This window comes from Ectopseudomonas composti, from assembly GCF_900115475.1.
Lineage (GTDB): Bacteria > Pseudomonadota > Gammaproteobacteria > Pseudomonadales > Pseudomonadaceae > Aquipseudomonas > Aquipseudomonas composti.
In genome coordinates this window covers 1-15227 of record NZ_FOWP01000015.1, presented here as the reverse complement: position 1 = coordinate 15227, position 15227 = coordinate 1, and the positions used below count along the sequence as shown (strand labels likewise).

The following is a 15227-nucleotide window of genomic DNA, read 5'->3' as shown; positions in this document are numbered from 1 at the left end:
CGCGAGCAAAGCTCGCTCCTACAGGCGAACGGCGGCATGGTCGAGTCAGAGATCCCAGTTGCCGATATCGGTGTTCAGGTCGCTGCCGCCCTGCTTGCCGTCGGCGCCGAGCGAATACAGGTCGAAGGCGCCCTTGGTGCCAGGCGCCAAGTATTGATAAGGGTTGCCCCAGGGATCGATGGGCAGGCGCTTGAGGTAGCCGTCCTTATTCCAGTTCTTCGCCTGCGGATTGCCGCTCGGCTTGCTCACCAGCGCTTCCAGGCCCTGCTGGGTGCTGGGGTAGTTGTGGTTGTCGAGCTTGTACATATCCAGCGCCGCACCGATGGCACGGATGTCGTTCTGCGCGGCGGTGACCTTGGCCTGATCCGGCCGGCTCATCACCTGCGGCACCACCAGCGCTGCCAGAATGCCCAGAATCACCACCACCACCATGATTTCAATGAGCGTGAAGCCCGCCTGAGATTTTCTCACCTGCTATCCCACCATTTGGTTCAAAGAAAGAATCGGCAACAGGATGGCCAGCACGATCACCAGCACCACTGCCCCCATGAAGACCAGCATGAACGGCTCGAACAGCCCGACAAGCATGGCAATCTGCGCGCTGAGGTCGTTTTCCTGGTTCTTCGCCGTGCGTGCCAACATCTGATCCAGTTCGCCGGAGCGTTCGCCACTGGCGATCATGTGCAACATCATCGGCGGGAACTGCCCGGTGGCCTCCAGCGAACGGGTCAGGCTGCCGCCCTCACGCACCTTCTGCGCCGCCACCAGCACCTCGCCACGGATCACTCGATTGCCGATCACCTCGCCGGCAATTGCCAGCGCCTCCACCAGCGGCACGCCACTGCGGGTGAGGATGGCCAGGGTCGAGGCGAAACGCGCGCAATCAGTAGCGCGACCCAGCCGACCTATCAGTGGGATACGCAACAGAAAACGATGCCAGCGCAAGCGGAAGGCCTCGTCACGCAGCGCGGCGCGCAAGGCGATCACCGCCAGTACCAGCGCCACCAATGCCACCAGGCCCCAGGCCTTGACCCAGTCACTCAGGGCGATCAGTCCGCGCGTCAGTGCCGGCAGGGTCTGCCCGGAATCGACGAACACCTTGACCACATCCGGCACCACGTAGCCGAGCAGGAAACCGACAATCAGCAGGGAGGCGCACATCAGGATCACTGGATAAAGCAGTGCCAATTGCACCTTCTGCCGCGACTGCTGGCGCTGCTCGGTGTAGTCGGCCAGTTGCTCCAGCACCGCGCCGAGGTGCCCGGCATGCTCACCCGCCGCCACCGTGGCGCGGTACAGCTCGGGAAAGGCAGCCGGAAATTCCTTGAGGCTGCCGGCCAGGCTGTGGCCCTCCAGCACGCGGGCGCGCACCGCCAGCAACATGCCCTGGATACGCGAGTTGGTGGATTGTGCGGCAGCGGCGCGCAGCGCTTCTTCAATAGGTAGTGCCGCCTGGATCAGCGTTGCCAACTGGCGGGTGACCAGCGCCAGATCACGTGCCGACAAGCCGCGCACGAAACCAAGACGGGCGCCTTGAGCGGACTGCTCGCGGCTGCGTGTAGCCTTGACCTCCAGCGGCGCCAGCTGCCGCTCGCGCAACAGCTGGCGCACCTGGCGCGCGCTGTCGGCCTCCAGCACGCCCTTCTGCTGACGGCCGCGCCCGTCCAGGGCAATGTATTCAAAGGCCGCCATCTATTCCTCTCGCGTCACGCGCAGCACTTCCTCGACCGTGGTCACCCCTTCCAGCACCTTGCGCCGGCCATCATCGCGGATGCTCGGGCCCAAGGTACGGGCGTGGCGGGTCATGTCCTGCTCGGCAGCACGGCTATGCACCAGGGTGCGCATGGTTTCGTCGAAGACCACCAGCTCATAGATGCCGGTACGCCCGCGGTAGCCCTGCTGATGGCAGTGCGCACAGCCACGGGCGTGGTACAGGGTCGGCGGCGAGCTGGGCGGCACGCCAAGCAGCGCGCATTCGGCCTCATCGGCGGTATAGGGCTCCTTGCACGACGGGCACAGCACGCGCACCAGGCGCTGGGCCAACACGCCGAGCAGCGACGAGGACAGCAAAAAGGGCTCCACGCCCATGTCCACCAGACGGGTGATGGCGCCGATGGCGCTATTGGTGTGCAGCGTGGACAGCACCAGGTGGCCGGTCAGCGAGGCCTGCACGGCGATCTCGGCGGTCTCCTTGTCGCGAATCTCGCCGACCATCACCACGTCCGGGTCCTGGCGCAGAATGGCGCGCAGGCCACGGGCAAAGGTCATGTCCACCTTGGTATTGACCTGGGTCTGGCCGATGCCTTCGAGGTGGTACTCGATGGGGTCTTCGACGGTAAGAATGTTGCGCGTGTGGTCGTTGAGGCTGACCAGGCTGGCGTACAGCGTGGTGGTCTTGCCCGAGCCGGTGGGGCCGGTGACCAGCAGGATGCCGTGCGGCTTGCGCACGGTGTCTTCCATCAGCGCGCGATCTTCGGCGCGCATGCCCAGGTGCTGCAGCGACAGGCGCCCGGCCTGCTTGTCGAGCAGACGCAGCACCACCCGCTCGCCGTTGGCCGACGGCAATGTGGACACACGAATGTCCACCTCGCGCCCGCCGACCTTGAGCGAGATGCGCCCGTCCTGCGGCACGCGCTTCTCGGCGATGTCCAAGCGCGCCATGACTTTGACCCGCGACACCAGCAAGGCAGCCAGCTCACGCTTGGGTTCGAGCACCTCGCGCAGGATGCCATCGACGCGAAAGCGCACGACAAGACGTTTCTCGAAGGTTTCCAGGTGAATGTCGGAGGCGTTTTCCTTGATCGCTTCGCCGAGGATGGCGTTGATCAGACGGATGATCGGCGCATCGTCTTCCTGCTCCAGCAGGTCTTCGGTTTCCGGCACCTGATCGGCCAGCGAGGCCAGGTCGAAGCTGCCGCCGATATCCTCGGCCAGCTGCATGGAGGCCGAATCATGCTGATAGGCTGCGCCCAGCGCCTGGGCGAATGCCTGGGCATCGAGCACCTGCAGCGGCAGGCTGCGCCCGGCAAAACGCTGCGCCTCGGCCAGGGCTACCAGGTCGCAGTCGGCGCGATGAGCCAGACTGGCGTGCCCGTCATGCATGACGAACACCAGGCCATGACGCTTGGCGAAACTGAAGGGCAAGCGGCGCAATGGGGTTTCCAGCAGCGAAGCGTTCATGCGAGACCTTAGAACAGAACCTTATCCCAGCAGTACAGCCTAACCCGGCTAATTGGCCCAATGGGCCACCTCTGGGACGGTCTTTCTTGTAATGGTTATCTCGTTATCTTTATCACATTGCCTGGAACTGCACACCCACCCTATTTGGGGGATGCCAAGCGCGCGCAGGCTGCTATGATCAGCGCGCGACGCCCTGCATATAAGAAGAATTAGAACGTCGTTTTCGGAGTGACAGTTTGCCCATCTCGGCCCTTCCCCAACGGCTCAAGGACAATGCCCCGAGCCTGATCGGCATGCTCGTGCTGATCGCCCTGAGCGTGAGCCTCGCCTGGCAGAGCGCCGAACTGCTGCGCCTGGTGCGCGGCCCTGTGCAACAAGCCCCCAGCCAGAGCGCGCCCAGCGCCGAACAACGCGTGCAGGCGCCCATCGACCAGCTTTTCGGCACACCGCGCCAGGCCGACAGCGGCCCGCCGCCGGCGACCAACCTGCAACTGACCCTGCTTGGCAGCTTCGTCCACAGCGACCCGCAACGCTCCAGCGCGATGATCCAGCGCCAGGGCCAGAGCGCCCAGCGTTTTGCCGTGGGTACGGACGTGGACAACGGCGTGCGCCTGGATGCGGTCTACGCCGACCGCGTCGAACTGGTGCGCAACGGCCGCCGCGAAAGCCTCACTTTCCCGCGCCCGAGCAGCGGGCAGTACAGCTATACCCCGCCAGTCGAAACGGCAGCGCCAGACTCGCTGCAACAGCTCGATCAACTCGACCAGGACAACCTCGAACAACTGCGCCAGCGCATGCAGGCGCTGCGCGAGCAGATGGAAGCCTCTGGCACCCAGCCCGTGGAAACGCCCCCTGATCAGCCCATGGAAAGCGACTGAACCGATGCATTTTTTCCGTAGCCGACTGACCCTCGCCCTCCTCGCCGCCGGCCTGGCCACCGCACCGCTGCCCCTGCTCGCGCAGATCCAGCAGGTGCCGGCCAGCGCCAACCAGCAGGAAGAAAGCTGGACCATCAACCTCAAGGGCGCGGACATCCGCGAGTTCGTCGACCAGATCGCCAGCGTCACCGGGCAGACCTTCGTCGTCGACCCTCGGGTGAAGGGCCAGGTCAACGTGGTGTCGAGCACGCCGCTGGGGCAGTCCGAGGTGTACCAACTATTCCTCTCGGTCATGGCCACCCACGGTTTCAGCGTGCTGACCCAGGGCGACCAGGCGCGCATCGTGCCCAACGCCGAGGCCAAGGCCGAAGCGGACGCCGGCCGCCCGGCACCGGATCGTCTGGAAACCCGCCTGATTCAGGTGCAGCACGCGCCAGTGGCCGAGCTGATCCCGCTGATTCGCCCGCTGGTGCCGCAGTACGGCCACCTGGCCGCCGTCACCTCGGCCAACGCGCTGATCATCAGCGACCGCAGCGCCAACATCGCCCGCATCGAAGACCTGATGCGCCAGCTCGACCAGAGCGGCGCGCAGGACTTCAGTGTGGTCACCCTGCAGAATGCCTGGGTGATGGACGCCGCCGAAGTGCTCAACACCGCCATCGCCCGTGGCCAGGCCAAGGGCACCAGCGCCACCCAGGTGGTGGCCGATGCGCGCACCAATCGCCTGATCCTGCTCGGCCCACCGGACGCCCGCGCCAAACTGGCCGACCTCGCCCGTTCACTGGACAGCCCCACCAGCCGCTCGGCCAACACGCGGGTGATTCGCCTGCGTCACAACGACGCCAAGTCCCTGGCCGAAACCCTTGGGGAAATCTCCGAAGGGCTGAAGAACCAGCAGAACGGCGAAACCACCGGCAAGCAGTCGAACATCCTCATCCGCGCCGACGAGAGCCTCAACGCGCTGGTGCTACTGGCCGAGCCGGACTTGGTGGCCACCCTCGAAGATATCGTGCGCCAGCTCGACGTACCGCGTGCGCAGGTGATGGTCGAGGCGGCCATCGTCGAGATTTCCGGCGACATCACCGACGCCGTCGGCGTGCAGTGGGCGGTGGACGCTCGCGGCAAAACCGGCGGCCTGGGCGGGGTAAATTTCGGCGGCACCGGCCTGTCGGTCGGCACAGTGCTGCAGATACTGCAGGATGGCGAGATTCCCGACGGTACAACGCTGCCCGATGGCGCCATCATCGGCGTTGGTAGTGACCGCTTCGGTGCGCTGATCACCGCGTTGTCGGCCAACAGCAAGAGCAACCTGCTGTCCACGCCGAGCCTGCTGACCCTGGACAACCAGAAGGCGGAAATCCTCGTTGGCCAGAACGTACCGTTCCAGACCGGCTCCTACACCACCGACGCGTCCGGTGCCGGCAACCCCTTCACCACCATCGAACGCAAGGACATCGGTGTCACTCTCAAGGTCACGCCGCACATCAATGAAGGCGCCACCCTGCGCCTGGAGATCGAGCAGGAAATCTCCTCCATCGCCCCCAGCACCGGGCTCAACGCCCAGGCGGTCGACCTGGTGACCAACAAACGCTCGATCAAGAGCACCATCCTCGCCGACGACGGCCAGGTGATCGTGCTCGGCGGCCTGATTCAGGACGACGTCACCCAGGCAGTTTCCAAGGTGCCGCTGCTGGGTGACATTCCGCTGCTTGGCGGGCTGTTCCGCTCGACCCGCGACTCGCACATCAAACGCAACCTGATGGTCTTCCTGCGGCCCACCGTGGTGCGCGACGGCGCCGGCCTGGCGGCGCTATCGGGCAAGAAGTACAGCGATATCCGCATCCTCGGCGACGGCAGCAATGGCCGCCCGAGCATCCTGCCCAGCACCCCGACCCAGTTGTTCGACGGCCGAGGCGCACCGGCAGTGGATTTGCGGCAGTAAAGATAGGGCGTAGGGTGAGTCCCGCCGGAACGGCTGTGGCGGGTTGCACCCGCCCTACACGCTGAATCGTGGAACGCCACAAACCGTGGGAGGCGCTTTAGCGGCGACGATCTCTGCAGCAATCGCGGCTAAAGCCACTCCTACAGAACCGCGTGCAACGTGTCTCCCCTCGCCCATTCATGGCAGGGGTGGAACATCGTAGGGCGGGTGAAACACGCCAGAATGGCTGTGGCGGGTTGCACCCGCCCTACACGCTGAATCGTGGAGCACCACAGACTGTGGAAGGCGCTTTAGCGGCGACAATCTCCATAGCAGTCGCGACTAAAGCCCCTCCCACAACGGCATGTAGCTCGTCTCCCCTCTCCCATTTATGGGAGAGGGGCCGGGGGAGAGGGTGGAGGATTCAGCAGTAGCTTCGAAGCCCCTCCGCCCTGGCGAACACTCAGCCCAACGCCGGCGTACGCGGCGGCACCAGACGCTTGTTGCCGGTCGACTCATAGGCCGCCGCCAGTTGCAGCAACGCCGAGTCGTCGTAGGCGCGGCCAGCGAAGGTCAGGCCCACGGGCATACCAATATCGGCCATCACGCCCATCGGCACGGTGACGGTCGGCACGCCCAGGTGACGGATAGCCAGGTTACCGTTGGCGACCCAGATGCCGTTGCTCCAGGCGATGTCGGCCGACTCCGGATTGACGTCGGCATCGGCCGGCCCCACATCCGCCACGGTAGGGAAAAGCACCGCGTCGAGCTTGAGCCCGTCCATCCAGTCTTCCAAATCCAGCTTGCGGGTCTGCTCCAGGGCGCGCAGGCCATCTGGCACGCTGGGTATTTCGCTCCACGACTTGAGGCCGCGCTGGGCCATGCGCACATATTCATCCATGCCGAAGGCCAGGTCATCCTCGCGGTTGGGCAAGGTGCCAGGGTCGTGGGGGAAGATCTGCGGGCCGTCGACGTCCGCCAGGCGATTGAGTTTCGGGTCGCCATTGGCACGCAGGAAGTCGTCGAACGCCCAGCCCGACAGCTCCCCCAACTCGTCAAGCAGGAACTGGTGCGGCACCAGGCCTCGGTTGTAAACGGTCGGCGCGCCGGGGCGGTCACCCTCGCAGTTCGACACCAACGGGAAGTCCACCTCGATCACCGTGGCACCGGCCTGCTCCAGTGCCGCGCGCGCCTGCTCCCACAGCTCGATCACCGAGTCGCGAGTGTGGATGCGCTGCCCGGTTGGCCCGCCAATGCCGGGCTTTTCGCTGGTGCCGGCCGCCTCATCCTTGTTGATGTACATGCGCGGCACACCCAGGCGCTTGCCCGCCAGCGCGTCGGCCTTGGCCGCCAGCGCCAGGTAAGACGCGGGGCGCACCTCGGAAGCTTTCGGGATCGGCACCCAGGGCTGCAAACGCCAGAGGTCGCCACGGTTGTCGGCATCATCGGCCACCACCACGTCGAGCACTTCGAGCAGATCGACCATGCTACGGGCGAATGGCACCACCACGTCCATGGTCGGCGTCAGCGGCCAGTTACCACGTACCGAGATCACCCCGCGCGACGGCGTATAAGCGCACAGGCCGTTGTTCGAAGCCGGGCCACGTCCGCTGGACCAGGTTTCCTCGGCCAGACCGAAGGCGCAGAAGCTCGCAGCGGTCGCGGTGCCGGCACCGTTGGATGAGCCCGAGGCGAACGGCGCGGTCAGGTAATCGGCGTTGTAAGGGCTTTCCGCGCGGCCATAGACGCCGCGCTGCATGCCGCCATTGGCCATCGGCGGCATATTGGTCTTGCCCAGGCAGATGGCGCCAGCGGCACGCAGGCGCTCGACGGTGAAAGCATCACGCTGCGCCACCAGGTCCTTGAACGCCGGGCTGCCGGAGGCGGCCGTCAGCCCCTTGACCAGGTAGCTGTCCTTGGCGGTGTAGGGAATGCCATCGAGCGGGCCGAGTGCTTCGCCACGGGCGCGGCGCGCATCGGAGGCCTCGGCCTCCTTTAGCGCATCGGGGTTGTGTACCACCACCGCGTTGAGCCGGGTCGGCGTATCCGGGCCGTCGTAGGCCTCGATACGCGCCAGATAGGCCTTGACCAGCTCGACTGCCGTGGTACGGCCGGACTCCAGCGCGGCGCGCAGCTCGGCAATGGAAACTTCGGTAACCTCGATCATGGTGTCATCACTCACAGATGGCGGGCCGGCGTCATGGCCCCGGATACGAAAACAGGCCCCGATGATACATGCCACCAGGCTGTCGCAGCAGCCGCGCCAATAGCCAGGATGCGCGCCAGCCATTACAGTCTCGCCACCGATTCCGCCGCTGTGGGCACAACAGGCTTATGACCCGCGAAGAACGCATCCACCTGTGGTCGGCGCTGTCGGAGGTATTCGTCGACAACGAAGTCGACTACACCTTCATCGCTCGTCAGGTGGCAGGTTTCGACCGTGCCATGGTGCAAGCTGCCTTCTACGAGGACGTCGCGCCCGCCTGCTACTCCAACATGCTCGCGCCCATTCCACCGATCTGGACCGGCTTCGACAGCACCTGGCTCGGCGAAACCATCGAGCGCGCCCAGGCCGCCCGGCAGCGCTCTGCCCTGCGCCGCCTGCGCGACCGACTCTTCATCGCCTACCTATGCCACGCCCTGAAAGCGGAATGGGCGAAGATCGCGCAAGAGCTGGATCGCCTCTGAAGCCCGACTAGCGCCCCATCTCCCGGAGCCAGGCCAGCAACTCCGCCTGCAAGCTACCGGGCTTCGGCGCAGCGGGTGAAAACAAGCAGTAGCGCGAACCGTCTTCGACGAAACCAAGCGGCGCGACCAGCAGGCCGCTGTCGATATCGTCGCGCACCAGATGCCATGGCCCGATGGCCACGCCCAAACCAGCCACCGCGGCCTGCAGGCTGAAATAGAAATGCTCGAAGATCTGCGCCGACCCTTGCGGCAGCGCGCTGCCAGCGACATTGGCCCACTCCGTCCAGGCGTTCAGCCGCGTGCGCGTATGCAACGGCACTGCATCCGAGCGCAGGCCCTGGGCATCGAACCATTGCTCGACCTTGTCTGCCCGACAGACCGGCCCTACCCGCTCCTCGAACAGCGTCTCGGCGTGATAACCGGCAGGCCAGGGGAAGTCATCGCGACGGATGGCCAGGTCGATGCCTGCCTCAAAGGTGAATGGCCCACCACCCGCCAGCAGATGAATCTCCTGTCCCGGCTGGCGCGCCTGAAACGCACTCCAGCGCGGGATCAACCAGCGCATCAACAGCGTCGGCTCGCAGGACACCACCAATGGCCGCGTCTGCCTGGTACTGGCCCGCAGCTCGCGCGTGGCCTGGCGCATCAGCCCCAGCCCATCGCCCACCGCACGCGCCAGCTTGCGCCCAGCCTCGTTGAGAAACACACGACGGCTGCGCCGCTCGAACAGCGCCACCCCCAGGTCATCCTCCAGCAGACGCACCGCGCGGCTGACCGCGCCATGGGTCAGGTGCAACTCCTGGGCAGCGCGACTGAAGTTCTCCCAGCGCGCCGCAGCCTCGAAACAGCGCAGCGCCAACAACGAAGGCAGACGCGCATCCATAAACTGTGAATCCAGCTCACCATCTATGTCAGAACTCATCGTTATTCATCACCGACTGCCAGCGGAATAATTGGCCAACTCCAACCATCGCCAGAATATGCCATGACCGAATGGATAGCTGTAATCACCATAACTCTGCTTGCCGTCATCAGCCCAGGTGCAGATTTCGCCCTGGTCAGCCGCAACAGCCTGCTGCTCTCACGGCGCGCCGGCGTACTCACTGCCCTGGGCATCGGCCTGGGCGTACTGATCCACATCGGCTACACCCTGCTCGGTGTCGGTCTGCTGTTGCAGCAGTCGGCTGGGCTGTTCAATGCACTCAAGCTGGCGGGAGCGGCCTACCTGATCTATCTCGGCATGAGAATGCTGCTGAGCAAACCCGACAGCGCAACGCCCAGCAATGCGCAAAAGCCTGCAGCAGATGGCGCAGCCCTGCGCACCGGCCTGTTGACCAACGCGCTCAATCCCAAGACGGCGGTGTTCATCATCAGCCTGTTCATGCAGGTGGTGCAGCCGAGCACGGGGCTGGCGACGCAACTGGGCTATGGCGCCTTCATCGCCCTGGCGCATGTTGGCTGGTTTGCCCTGGTCGCGCTGTGTTTTTCCGCTGGCCCGGTGCGCGACAGGCTGCTGGCTGCCAGGCGCTGGATCGACCGTCTGTTCGGCGGCCTGCTGATCGGCTTCGGCACACTGCTGGCGCTGGCCAGCCAGCACCCCTAGCGCAGCGCACCTTTGCTATGGTGCCGGTACACGCCCAAGCACTGGAGGACACCAACATGGATCGACTCACCGGCGGCTGCCTCTGCGGCCAGGTGCGTTTCGAAACCAGCGGCCAGCCTTATCGGGTCGGCGTTTGCCACTGCATGGACTGCCGCAAGCACCACGGCGCCCTCTTCCATACTTCGGCGATATTCCCGCAGGACGCGGTGACGATAGAAGGTGAAACCGGCCAGTACGCCGGCCGCCACTTCTGCCCGCGCTGCGGCTCGCCGGTGTTCGCGCGCTCGGGGGATGAAGTCGAAGTGAACGTCGGCTCGCTGGATGAACCGAACCAGTTCACCCCCACCTACGAACTCTGGACCATTCGCCGCGAAGCCTGGCTACCGCCGCTGCCCTTCGACCGCCACTACCCAGGTGATCGCGACCGCAGCACGCGCCACGAGTAGCACCGCTCAAACATCGGTTGCGCGCCGGCTCACCCAGCCATGCATCAGCCCCGCCTGGAAAAACTGCACCGGCGCGTTGAAACCAGCGGCCTGGATGATGCCCGCCACCTGCTGCGTCGGCAGCACCGCCACGTCACGGGCATAGGCTGCACGCGCACGCTCCAACATCTGCGCATCGACCCCGGCCGCAGACATCAGCGTCATCCAGCCCGGCAGCAATACCTCGTAGGCCGGCGAGTGGATATCCGCCGCCAGGTCGACACTGGCCAGCAGCGCGCCGGGCTTCAGGCGCCGCGCGATCTGGGCGAAGAACCCGGTGCGCACTGCCGGATCGAGCAGAAACTGCGACACCAGAAAACAGGTGGCACCGTCGTAGACCGCCCCAGGCGCCAGCGTATCCAGATAGCCCTCGTGAAAATCGCAGCGCTCGGCAAAGCCGCCGTGCTCCGCGCGCTGGCGACACACCTCGAGCATCGCCCCGGACGGGTCGAGCGCGGTGAAGCGCCAGCCCGGAAAGCGCTCGGCCAGGTGCGCGATTTCCGCCCCCGTGCCAGTGCCCACACACAGTATCCGCGCATCGGCCGGCAGATCGATGAACAGCGCATCGAGCAGCAGATACAGCGCCTCACGAATCGGCGCCATCCCCGCCCACTGCTTGTCGTAGCCCGCCGCCTGCTGATCGAACAGCGCCTTGATTTCCTCATCCCGCATGGCCATGCCTCCGTCGAATGATCGCCTTGATGCTTTCCAGTATCCCAGAGCTGTCAATCCCCCCAACGTGCGGCTACAAGCCCAATCCAACTTTGTGGGCACTTTGCCAGAACATCAGGGGACTAACTGGCATGTCTCTTCCCAGCGAACCCGATATGCAGAGCCCGACCTTCGAACAGAAAGCCTTCATCCTCCTGCTCGTTCTGGTGACCATCGCCTTCTTCTGGATACTGCTGCCGTTCTACGGCGCGGTGTTCTGGGCCATGGTGCTGGCCGTGGTGTTCGCGCCGCTGCAGGACCGCCTGCTGCGTCGCACAGGTGGCAGAGGCAACCTGGCCGCCCTGCTGACGCTGGTCATTTGTCTGCTGGTGGCGATTCTGCCGGTGATCTTCATCACCTCGGCCGTGGTGGCCGAAGGCACCGCCCTGTATCAGAAACTGGAATCAGGCGAGCTGGACGCAGGCGCCTACGTCACCAGCATCATCCAGATGCTGCCGCCCTCGATACAGGAGCAGCTGGCCCGCGTCGGCATCTCCAACCTCGACGGCCTGCGCGAACAGATTTCCAAGGGCGCCATGGCTGGCAGTCAGTACCTGGCCACCAAGGTATTCGCCATCGGTCAGGGCACTTTCGAGTTCTTCGTCAGTTTCTTCGTCATGCTCTACCTGTTGTTCTTCCTGCTGCGCGATGGCAAGGAGCTGGTGCACAGAATCCGCAGCGCCATCCCACTGGCCGGCAGCACCAAACGCCGCCTGCAGATCAAGTTCACCCGCGTGGTACGCGCCACGGTAAAGGGCAACGTGGTGGTCGCCGCGGTACAGGGTGCACTCGGTGGCTTCATCTTCTGGGCGCTGGGCATCTACAGCCCGCTGCTGTGGGGTGTGCTGATGGCCTTTCTGTCACTGCTACCGGCCGCTGGCGCCGGCATCATCTGGGCGCCGGTGGCCATCTACCTGATGCTCAGCGGCAGCCTGGTGCAAGGCATCATCCTCACCGCCTTCGGCGTGCTGGTGATCGGCCTGGTGGACAACATCCTGCGTCCCATCCTGGTCGGCAAGGACACCCGCATGCCCGACTATCTCATCCTCATCTCCACCCTCGGCGGCTTGGCCCTGCTAGGCCTCAACGGCTTCGTGATCGGCCCGCTGGTGGCGGCGCTGTTCGTCGCCAGCTGGAATCTGTTCGGGGCGAAGAAGAAGATCAGGTTGCCGGATTGACGCCCACCTGAAATCACCACGCGCTGCGCCTAAGGCCACCAGGTGCAGTGCTTCAACGATGGCTGGTCAGCCAGGCGATCTGAATACGCCTGCATCGGTAAGCAGTTGCACGAGGTTTTCCGGCCATACCGTTTCTTTCGTGGCTATCAGCTCCTGGGCCGACCACCAGTGATGATCCGTCATGACCTTTTTCTCATGGCTCGACCAGTGAGAACGGGAAAGGGCCTTGTCCTCGGCGTGCACGACAAAATATTGCTCCACGGCCAATACCTCCTCACCGCTGGGCAGGGTCAATGAAACGCGCCGGTGAGCCACTGGTTCGGCAACTGTCCCAACCCGAATGCCCGTCTCCTCGTACAGCTCACGTATGGCCGCCGCATGGAATGCCTCCCCGGGTTCCAAACCACCGCCCGGCGTGGCCCAGTGGCTTGTTCCAGCCAAAGCGTCATCGGTGTGATGAAATCTGAAAAGCAGAACTTCCTCGGCAGGACTGATGAGTAATAGTCGTGCTGCCTTGCGCTCACGCATATCCGCCTCCCTGAAAAAAGGGCGCAGATTAGGAATGATTGAGCCCACCGGCAAGCCCAATCAGCCCCGATTGCGGGTCAAGCATGACTCGAGCAAATCCGCAATAAGCCTCGCGTGATAGCTCTGGATATTGGGCCGCTTCGCCCCTAGGATATTGCGAACTCGTACTACCGCGGCTGCTGAACCCGGTATTCACGAGGACACCAACATGGAAAGAACCCGCGCCTGGAGACGTTCACAGGCTCACAAAGATGCACCTCAAACGCTGCTGCGCTTGCCGTACCAGCGCCCAGAAAAGAACTGGAAGCTGCTGTATACCCGAGCGGATAAACTGCTCAGGGCCCGCCAACTCGGCCTCAGCTACCCCATTCGCACCATCCGCCAACTGCTGGATCAAGAGCGACCAACCTCCTTTTCATCTGCAGCCGCAATCAATGGCGTAGCCCGACGGCGGAATCGATTTGGCGACGCCGCCCTGGCTTCGAAGCTCGCTCGGCGGGTACCAGCCCCAATGCTCGCAAACCCATCGGCCCAGCTGATATCCGCTGGGCCGATGTCATCTTCGTTATGGAACACAAACACGCCAACCGTCTGCGCGCAGAATACGCCCGCCTGCTCGAACATAAGCGCCTGCACATTCTGGATATCCCTGATGACTACCGTTTCATGGACCCGGAACTGGTGGAGATGCTCGACGATATGGTGGCTGCGTACCTGGCCGAGCAAGATTGAAGCAATCACCTCATCTGCAAATCAGCAATGCGGCAGTTCGCCCTAGCGCGTATTCAGCAAGGTGGTGATAAAAGACCGAGACGCCACTTTGCTTGGAACTAGCGATGGACTTCAGCGAATACGGAAACCCGGCAGGCAAACCTATCGTTTACTTCCACGGGGTGCCGGGCTGGCCCTCTGAGGCCTCCGTATTCGACGCGCCAGCCCGAAAGCAGGGCCTGCGCATTCTCTGCTTCGACCGATTCGCCATCGACCACGCCATCACCGGCGCCGAGTACTACCGGCATATCGCACAGGCGATCAGCGAGACCGTGCAAGGTCGAGTCGACTTCATCGGTTTTTCCCTCGGCACGCATGCCGCATTGGAAGTCAGCGCCCTTATGCCGGGCCAGGTCCGCAGCCTGCATCTGATTTCCACCGCCGCCCCGCTCGATGGTGGGGACTTCCTCGATCAGATGGCGGGCAAGGCCGTGTTCTCACTGGCCCAGCGCAGCCCAGGCTTGTTCCTCTGGCTGGTGAAGTGGCAGGCGCTACTGGCCAAACGCACGCCGCAGCTGCTGTTCGCCAGCGCCCAGGGGCAGGATCGGGAGCTGGTGAAATCACCGGAGTTCAAAGCGCTTATCTGCCAGGTATTGCAGCAATGCTTTGCCCAAGGTACGACCGGCTACACGCGGGATATTCGGCAGTATCTCCAGCCCTGGTCAGCCGGCGTCTTCGCCTGCGCGGCTAATGTCTGCCTGTGGCATGGCACGACGGACAACTGGTCGCCCTTCGCTATGTCGGCGTATCTGGCTGAGCGCTTCCTAAGCAACGCGCGCGTCGAGCGGTTGGCGGGGCATTCTCACTACTCCTGTCTGTATGCCGTAGCGCCCATGATTTGTGAGCGTCTCGCTAACAGGTGATGTTGGGGCTGAGTTGTATTACCGACACACTGGCTTTACTGAATCTGGGTTTCGATCAGGCCGCTTTCGGCCCAGAGTGTGTAAAAACACTTTCGTATCGTGGATGCCTCAGCTCAGCGCAGTTGGGCGAGTCGATTGCCCACGCATTTGCCACGATCAGCACCAGTAACGCTCCGGAGCGCTTATGAAGCATTTTAGCGCCACCTGGAGCAGCAAAAGCCAAGGGCTTTTACGCCGCCATTGCCTTCAACAAGCTTTCGGCACCGATGATTCTCATGACCCGCTTCATGTTGTAAGCGAGCACATTCAGACTCATCTCCGCGCTGACGCCGGCCAGCCTACGTGTGAGGAAATGCGTGGATCCCATCCATTGTTTGAGCGTCCCGAAGGGATGCTCAACAGTGCGCTTTCGGACTCGCAT

16 protein-coding genes and 1 pseudogene are annotated in these 15227 nt (G+C 63.9%); 9 read left to right on the top strand and 8 right to left on the bottom strand.

The window, feature by feature from the left end; all coding sequences use genetic code 11:
• Positions 1–45: 45 nt before the first annotated feature.
• The 3 genes from gspG to gspE are packed head-to-tail and all read right to left on the bottom strand — an operon-like array spanning position 46 to position 3180.
• Positions 46–471 carry a type II secretion system major pseudopilin GspG gene (gene gspG / locus BM059_RS21435; RefSeq protein WP_074941278.1) on the bottom strand — a complete coding sequence of 142 codons (426 nt, stop codon included), beginning with the start codon at positions 469–471 and terminating at the stop codon, positions 46–48.
• Positions 472–474: 3 nt separating this feature from the next.
• On the bottom strand, positions 475–1692 hold the full coding sequence (gene xcpS, locus BM059_RS21430; protein ID WP_074941277.1) for a GspF family T2SS innner membrane protein variant XcpS: 1218 nt from the start codon (positions 1690–1692) through the stop codon (positions 475–477).
• The gene (gene gspE / locus BM059_RS21425) at positions 1693–3180 is read right to left on the bottom strand and encodes a type II secretion system ATPase GspE (protein ID WP_074941276.1); all 1488 of its coding nucleotides are present in this window, start codon (positions 3178–3180) and stop codon (positions 1693–1695) included.
• Between the two features lie 236 nt (positions 3181–3416).
• Between gspE and BM059_RS21420 the strand changes: the two genes are divergently transcribed.
• Together BM059_RS21420 and gspD are read left to right on the top strand one after the other, a co-directional pair.
• Positions 3417–4058: a type II secretion system protein N gene (locus BM059_RS21420; protein ID WP_074941275.1), complete on the top strand. Its 642-nt coding sequence runs from the start codon at positions 3417–3419 to the stop codon at positions 4056–4058.
• Between the two features lie 4 nt (positions 4059–4062).
• Complete coding sequence (gene gspD, locus BM059_RS21415) at positions 4063–6000, top strand: type II secretion system secretin GspD (RefSeq protein ID WP_074941274.1); 1938 nt, start codon at positions 4063–4065, stop codon at positions 5998–6000.
• A 442-nt stretch (positions 6001–6442) separates the two neighbouring features.
• On the opposite strand, the gene BM059_RS21410 is transcribed toward gspD, so the two are convergent.
• Positions 6443–8146 carry an amidase gene (locus BM059_RS21410; RefSeq protein ID WP_074941362.1) on the bottom strand — a complete coding sequence of 568 codons (1704 nt, stop codon included), beginning with the start codon at positions 8144–8146 and terminating at the stop codon, positions 6443–6445.
• A 167-nt stretch (positions 8147–8313) separates the two neighbouring features.
• On the opposite strand from BM059_RS21410, the gene BM059_RS21405 reads away from it, so the two are divergent.
• Positions 8314–8667 carry a DUF7079 family protein gene (locus BM059_RS21405; RefSeq protein ID WP_074941273.1) on the top strand — a complete coding sequence of 118 codons (354 nt, stop codon included), beginning with the start codon at positions 8314–8316 and terminating at the stop codon, positions 8665–8667.
• 7 nt (positions 8668–8674) lie between these two features.
• Here BM059_RS21405 and BM059_RS21400 read toward each other — a convergent pair whose 3' ends face one another.
• The gene (locus BM059_RS21400; RefSeq protein WP_074941272.1) at positions 8675–9589 is read right to left on the bottom strand and encodes a LysR family transcriptional regulator; all 915 of its coding nucleotides are present in this window, start codon (positions 9587–9589) and stop codon (positions 8675–8677) included.
• A 63-nt stretch (positions 9590–9652) separates the two neighbouring features.
• Here BM059_RS21400 and BM059_RS21395 point away from each other — a divergent pair, with 63 nt between their 5' ends.
• Complete coding sequence (locus tag BM059_RS21395; protein ID WP_074941271.1) at positions 9653–10270, top strand: LysE family translocator; 618 nt, start codon at positions 9653–9655, stop codon at positions 10268–10270.
• A gap of 56 nt (positions 10271–10326) precedes the next feature.
• The gene (locus BM059_RS21390) at positions 10327–10716 is read left to right on the top strand and encodes a GFA family protein (protein WP_074941270.1); all 390 of its coding nucleotides are present in this window, start codon (positions 10327–10329) and stop codon (positions 10714–10716) included.
• Positions 10717–10722: 6 nt separating this feature from the next.
• Here BM059_RS21390 and BM059_RS21385 read toward each other — a convergent pair whose 3' ends face one another.
• Complete coding sequence (locus tag BM059_RS21385; protein WP_074941269.1) at positions 10723–11427, bottom strand: class I SAM-dependent methyltransferase; 705 nt, start codon at positions 11425–11427, stop codon at positions 10723–10725.
• A 155-nt stretch (positions 11428–11582) separates the two neighbouring features.
• On the opposite strand from BM059_RS21385, the gene BM059_RS21380 reads away from it, so the two are divergent.
• A complete protein-coding gene (locus BM059_RS21380) occupies positions 11583–12644 on the top strand; it encodes an AI-2E family transporter (RefSeq protein WP_074941268.1) in 1062 nt (353 codons plus the stop codon).
• Positions 12645–12710: 66 nt separating this feature from the next.
• Here the strand turns inward: BM059_RS21380 and BM059_RS21375 are convergent, their stop codons facing one another.
• On the bottom strand, positions 12711–13172 hold the full coding sequence (locus BM059_RS21375) for an NUDIX hydrolase (RefSeq protein ID WP_074941267.1): 462 nt from the start codon (positions 13170–13172) through the stop codon (positions 12711–12713).
• 208 nt (positions 13173–13380) lie between these two features.
• On the opposite strand from BM059_RS21375, the pseudogene BM059_RS25685 reads away from it, so the two are divergent.
• The 3 genes and pseudogenes from BM059_RS25685 to BM059_RS21360 all read left to right on the top strand — a co-directional run.
• Positions 13381–13572, top strand: a pseudogene (locus tag BM059_RS25685) (hypothetical protein); the annotation flags it as partial.
• Between the two features lie 17 nt (positions 13573–13589).
• Positions 13590–13904, top strand: coding sequence for a low molecular weight protein tyrosine phosphatase family protein (locus tag BM059_RS21365; protein ID WP_074941266.1), 315 nt, complete (start codon positions 13590–13592; stop codon positions 13902–13904).
• A 104-nt stretch (positions 13905–14008) separates the two neighbouring features.
• Complete coding sequence (locus tag BM059_RS21360) at positions 14009–14806, top strand: alpha/beta hydrolase (RefSeq protein WP_208606121.1); 798 nt, start codon at positions 14009–14011, stop codon at positions 14804–14806.
• A 229-nt stretch (positions 14807–15035) separates the two neighbouring features.
• On the opposite strand, the gene BM059_RS21355 is transcribed toward BM059_RS21360, so the two are convergent.
• Positions 15036–15227 (bottom strand): transposase (locus BM059_RS21355; protein ID WP_074940430.1); only part of this gene is annotated, 192 nt, incomplete at its 5' end.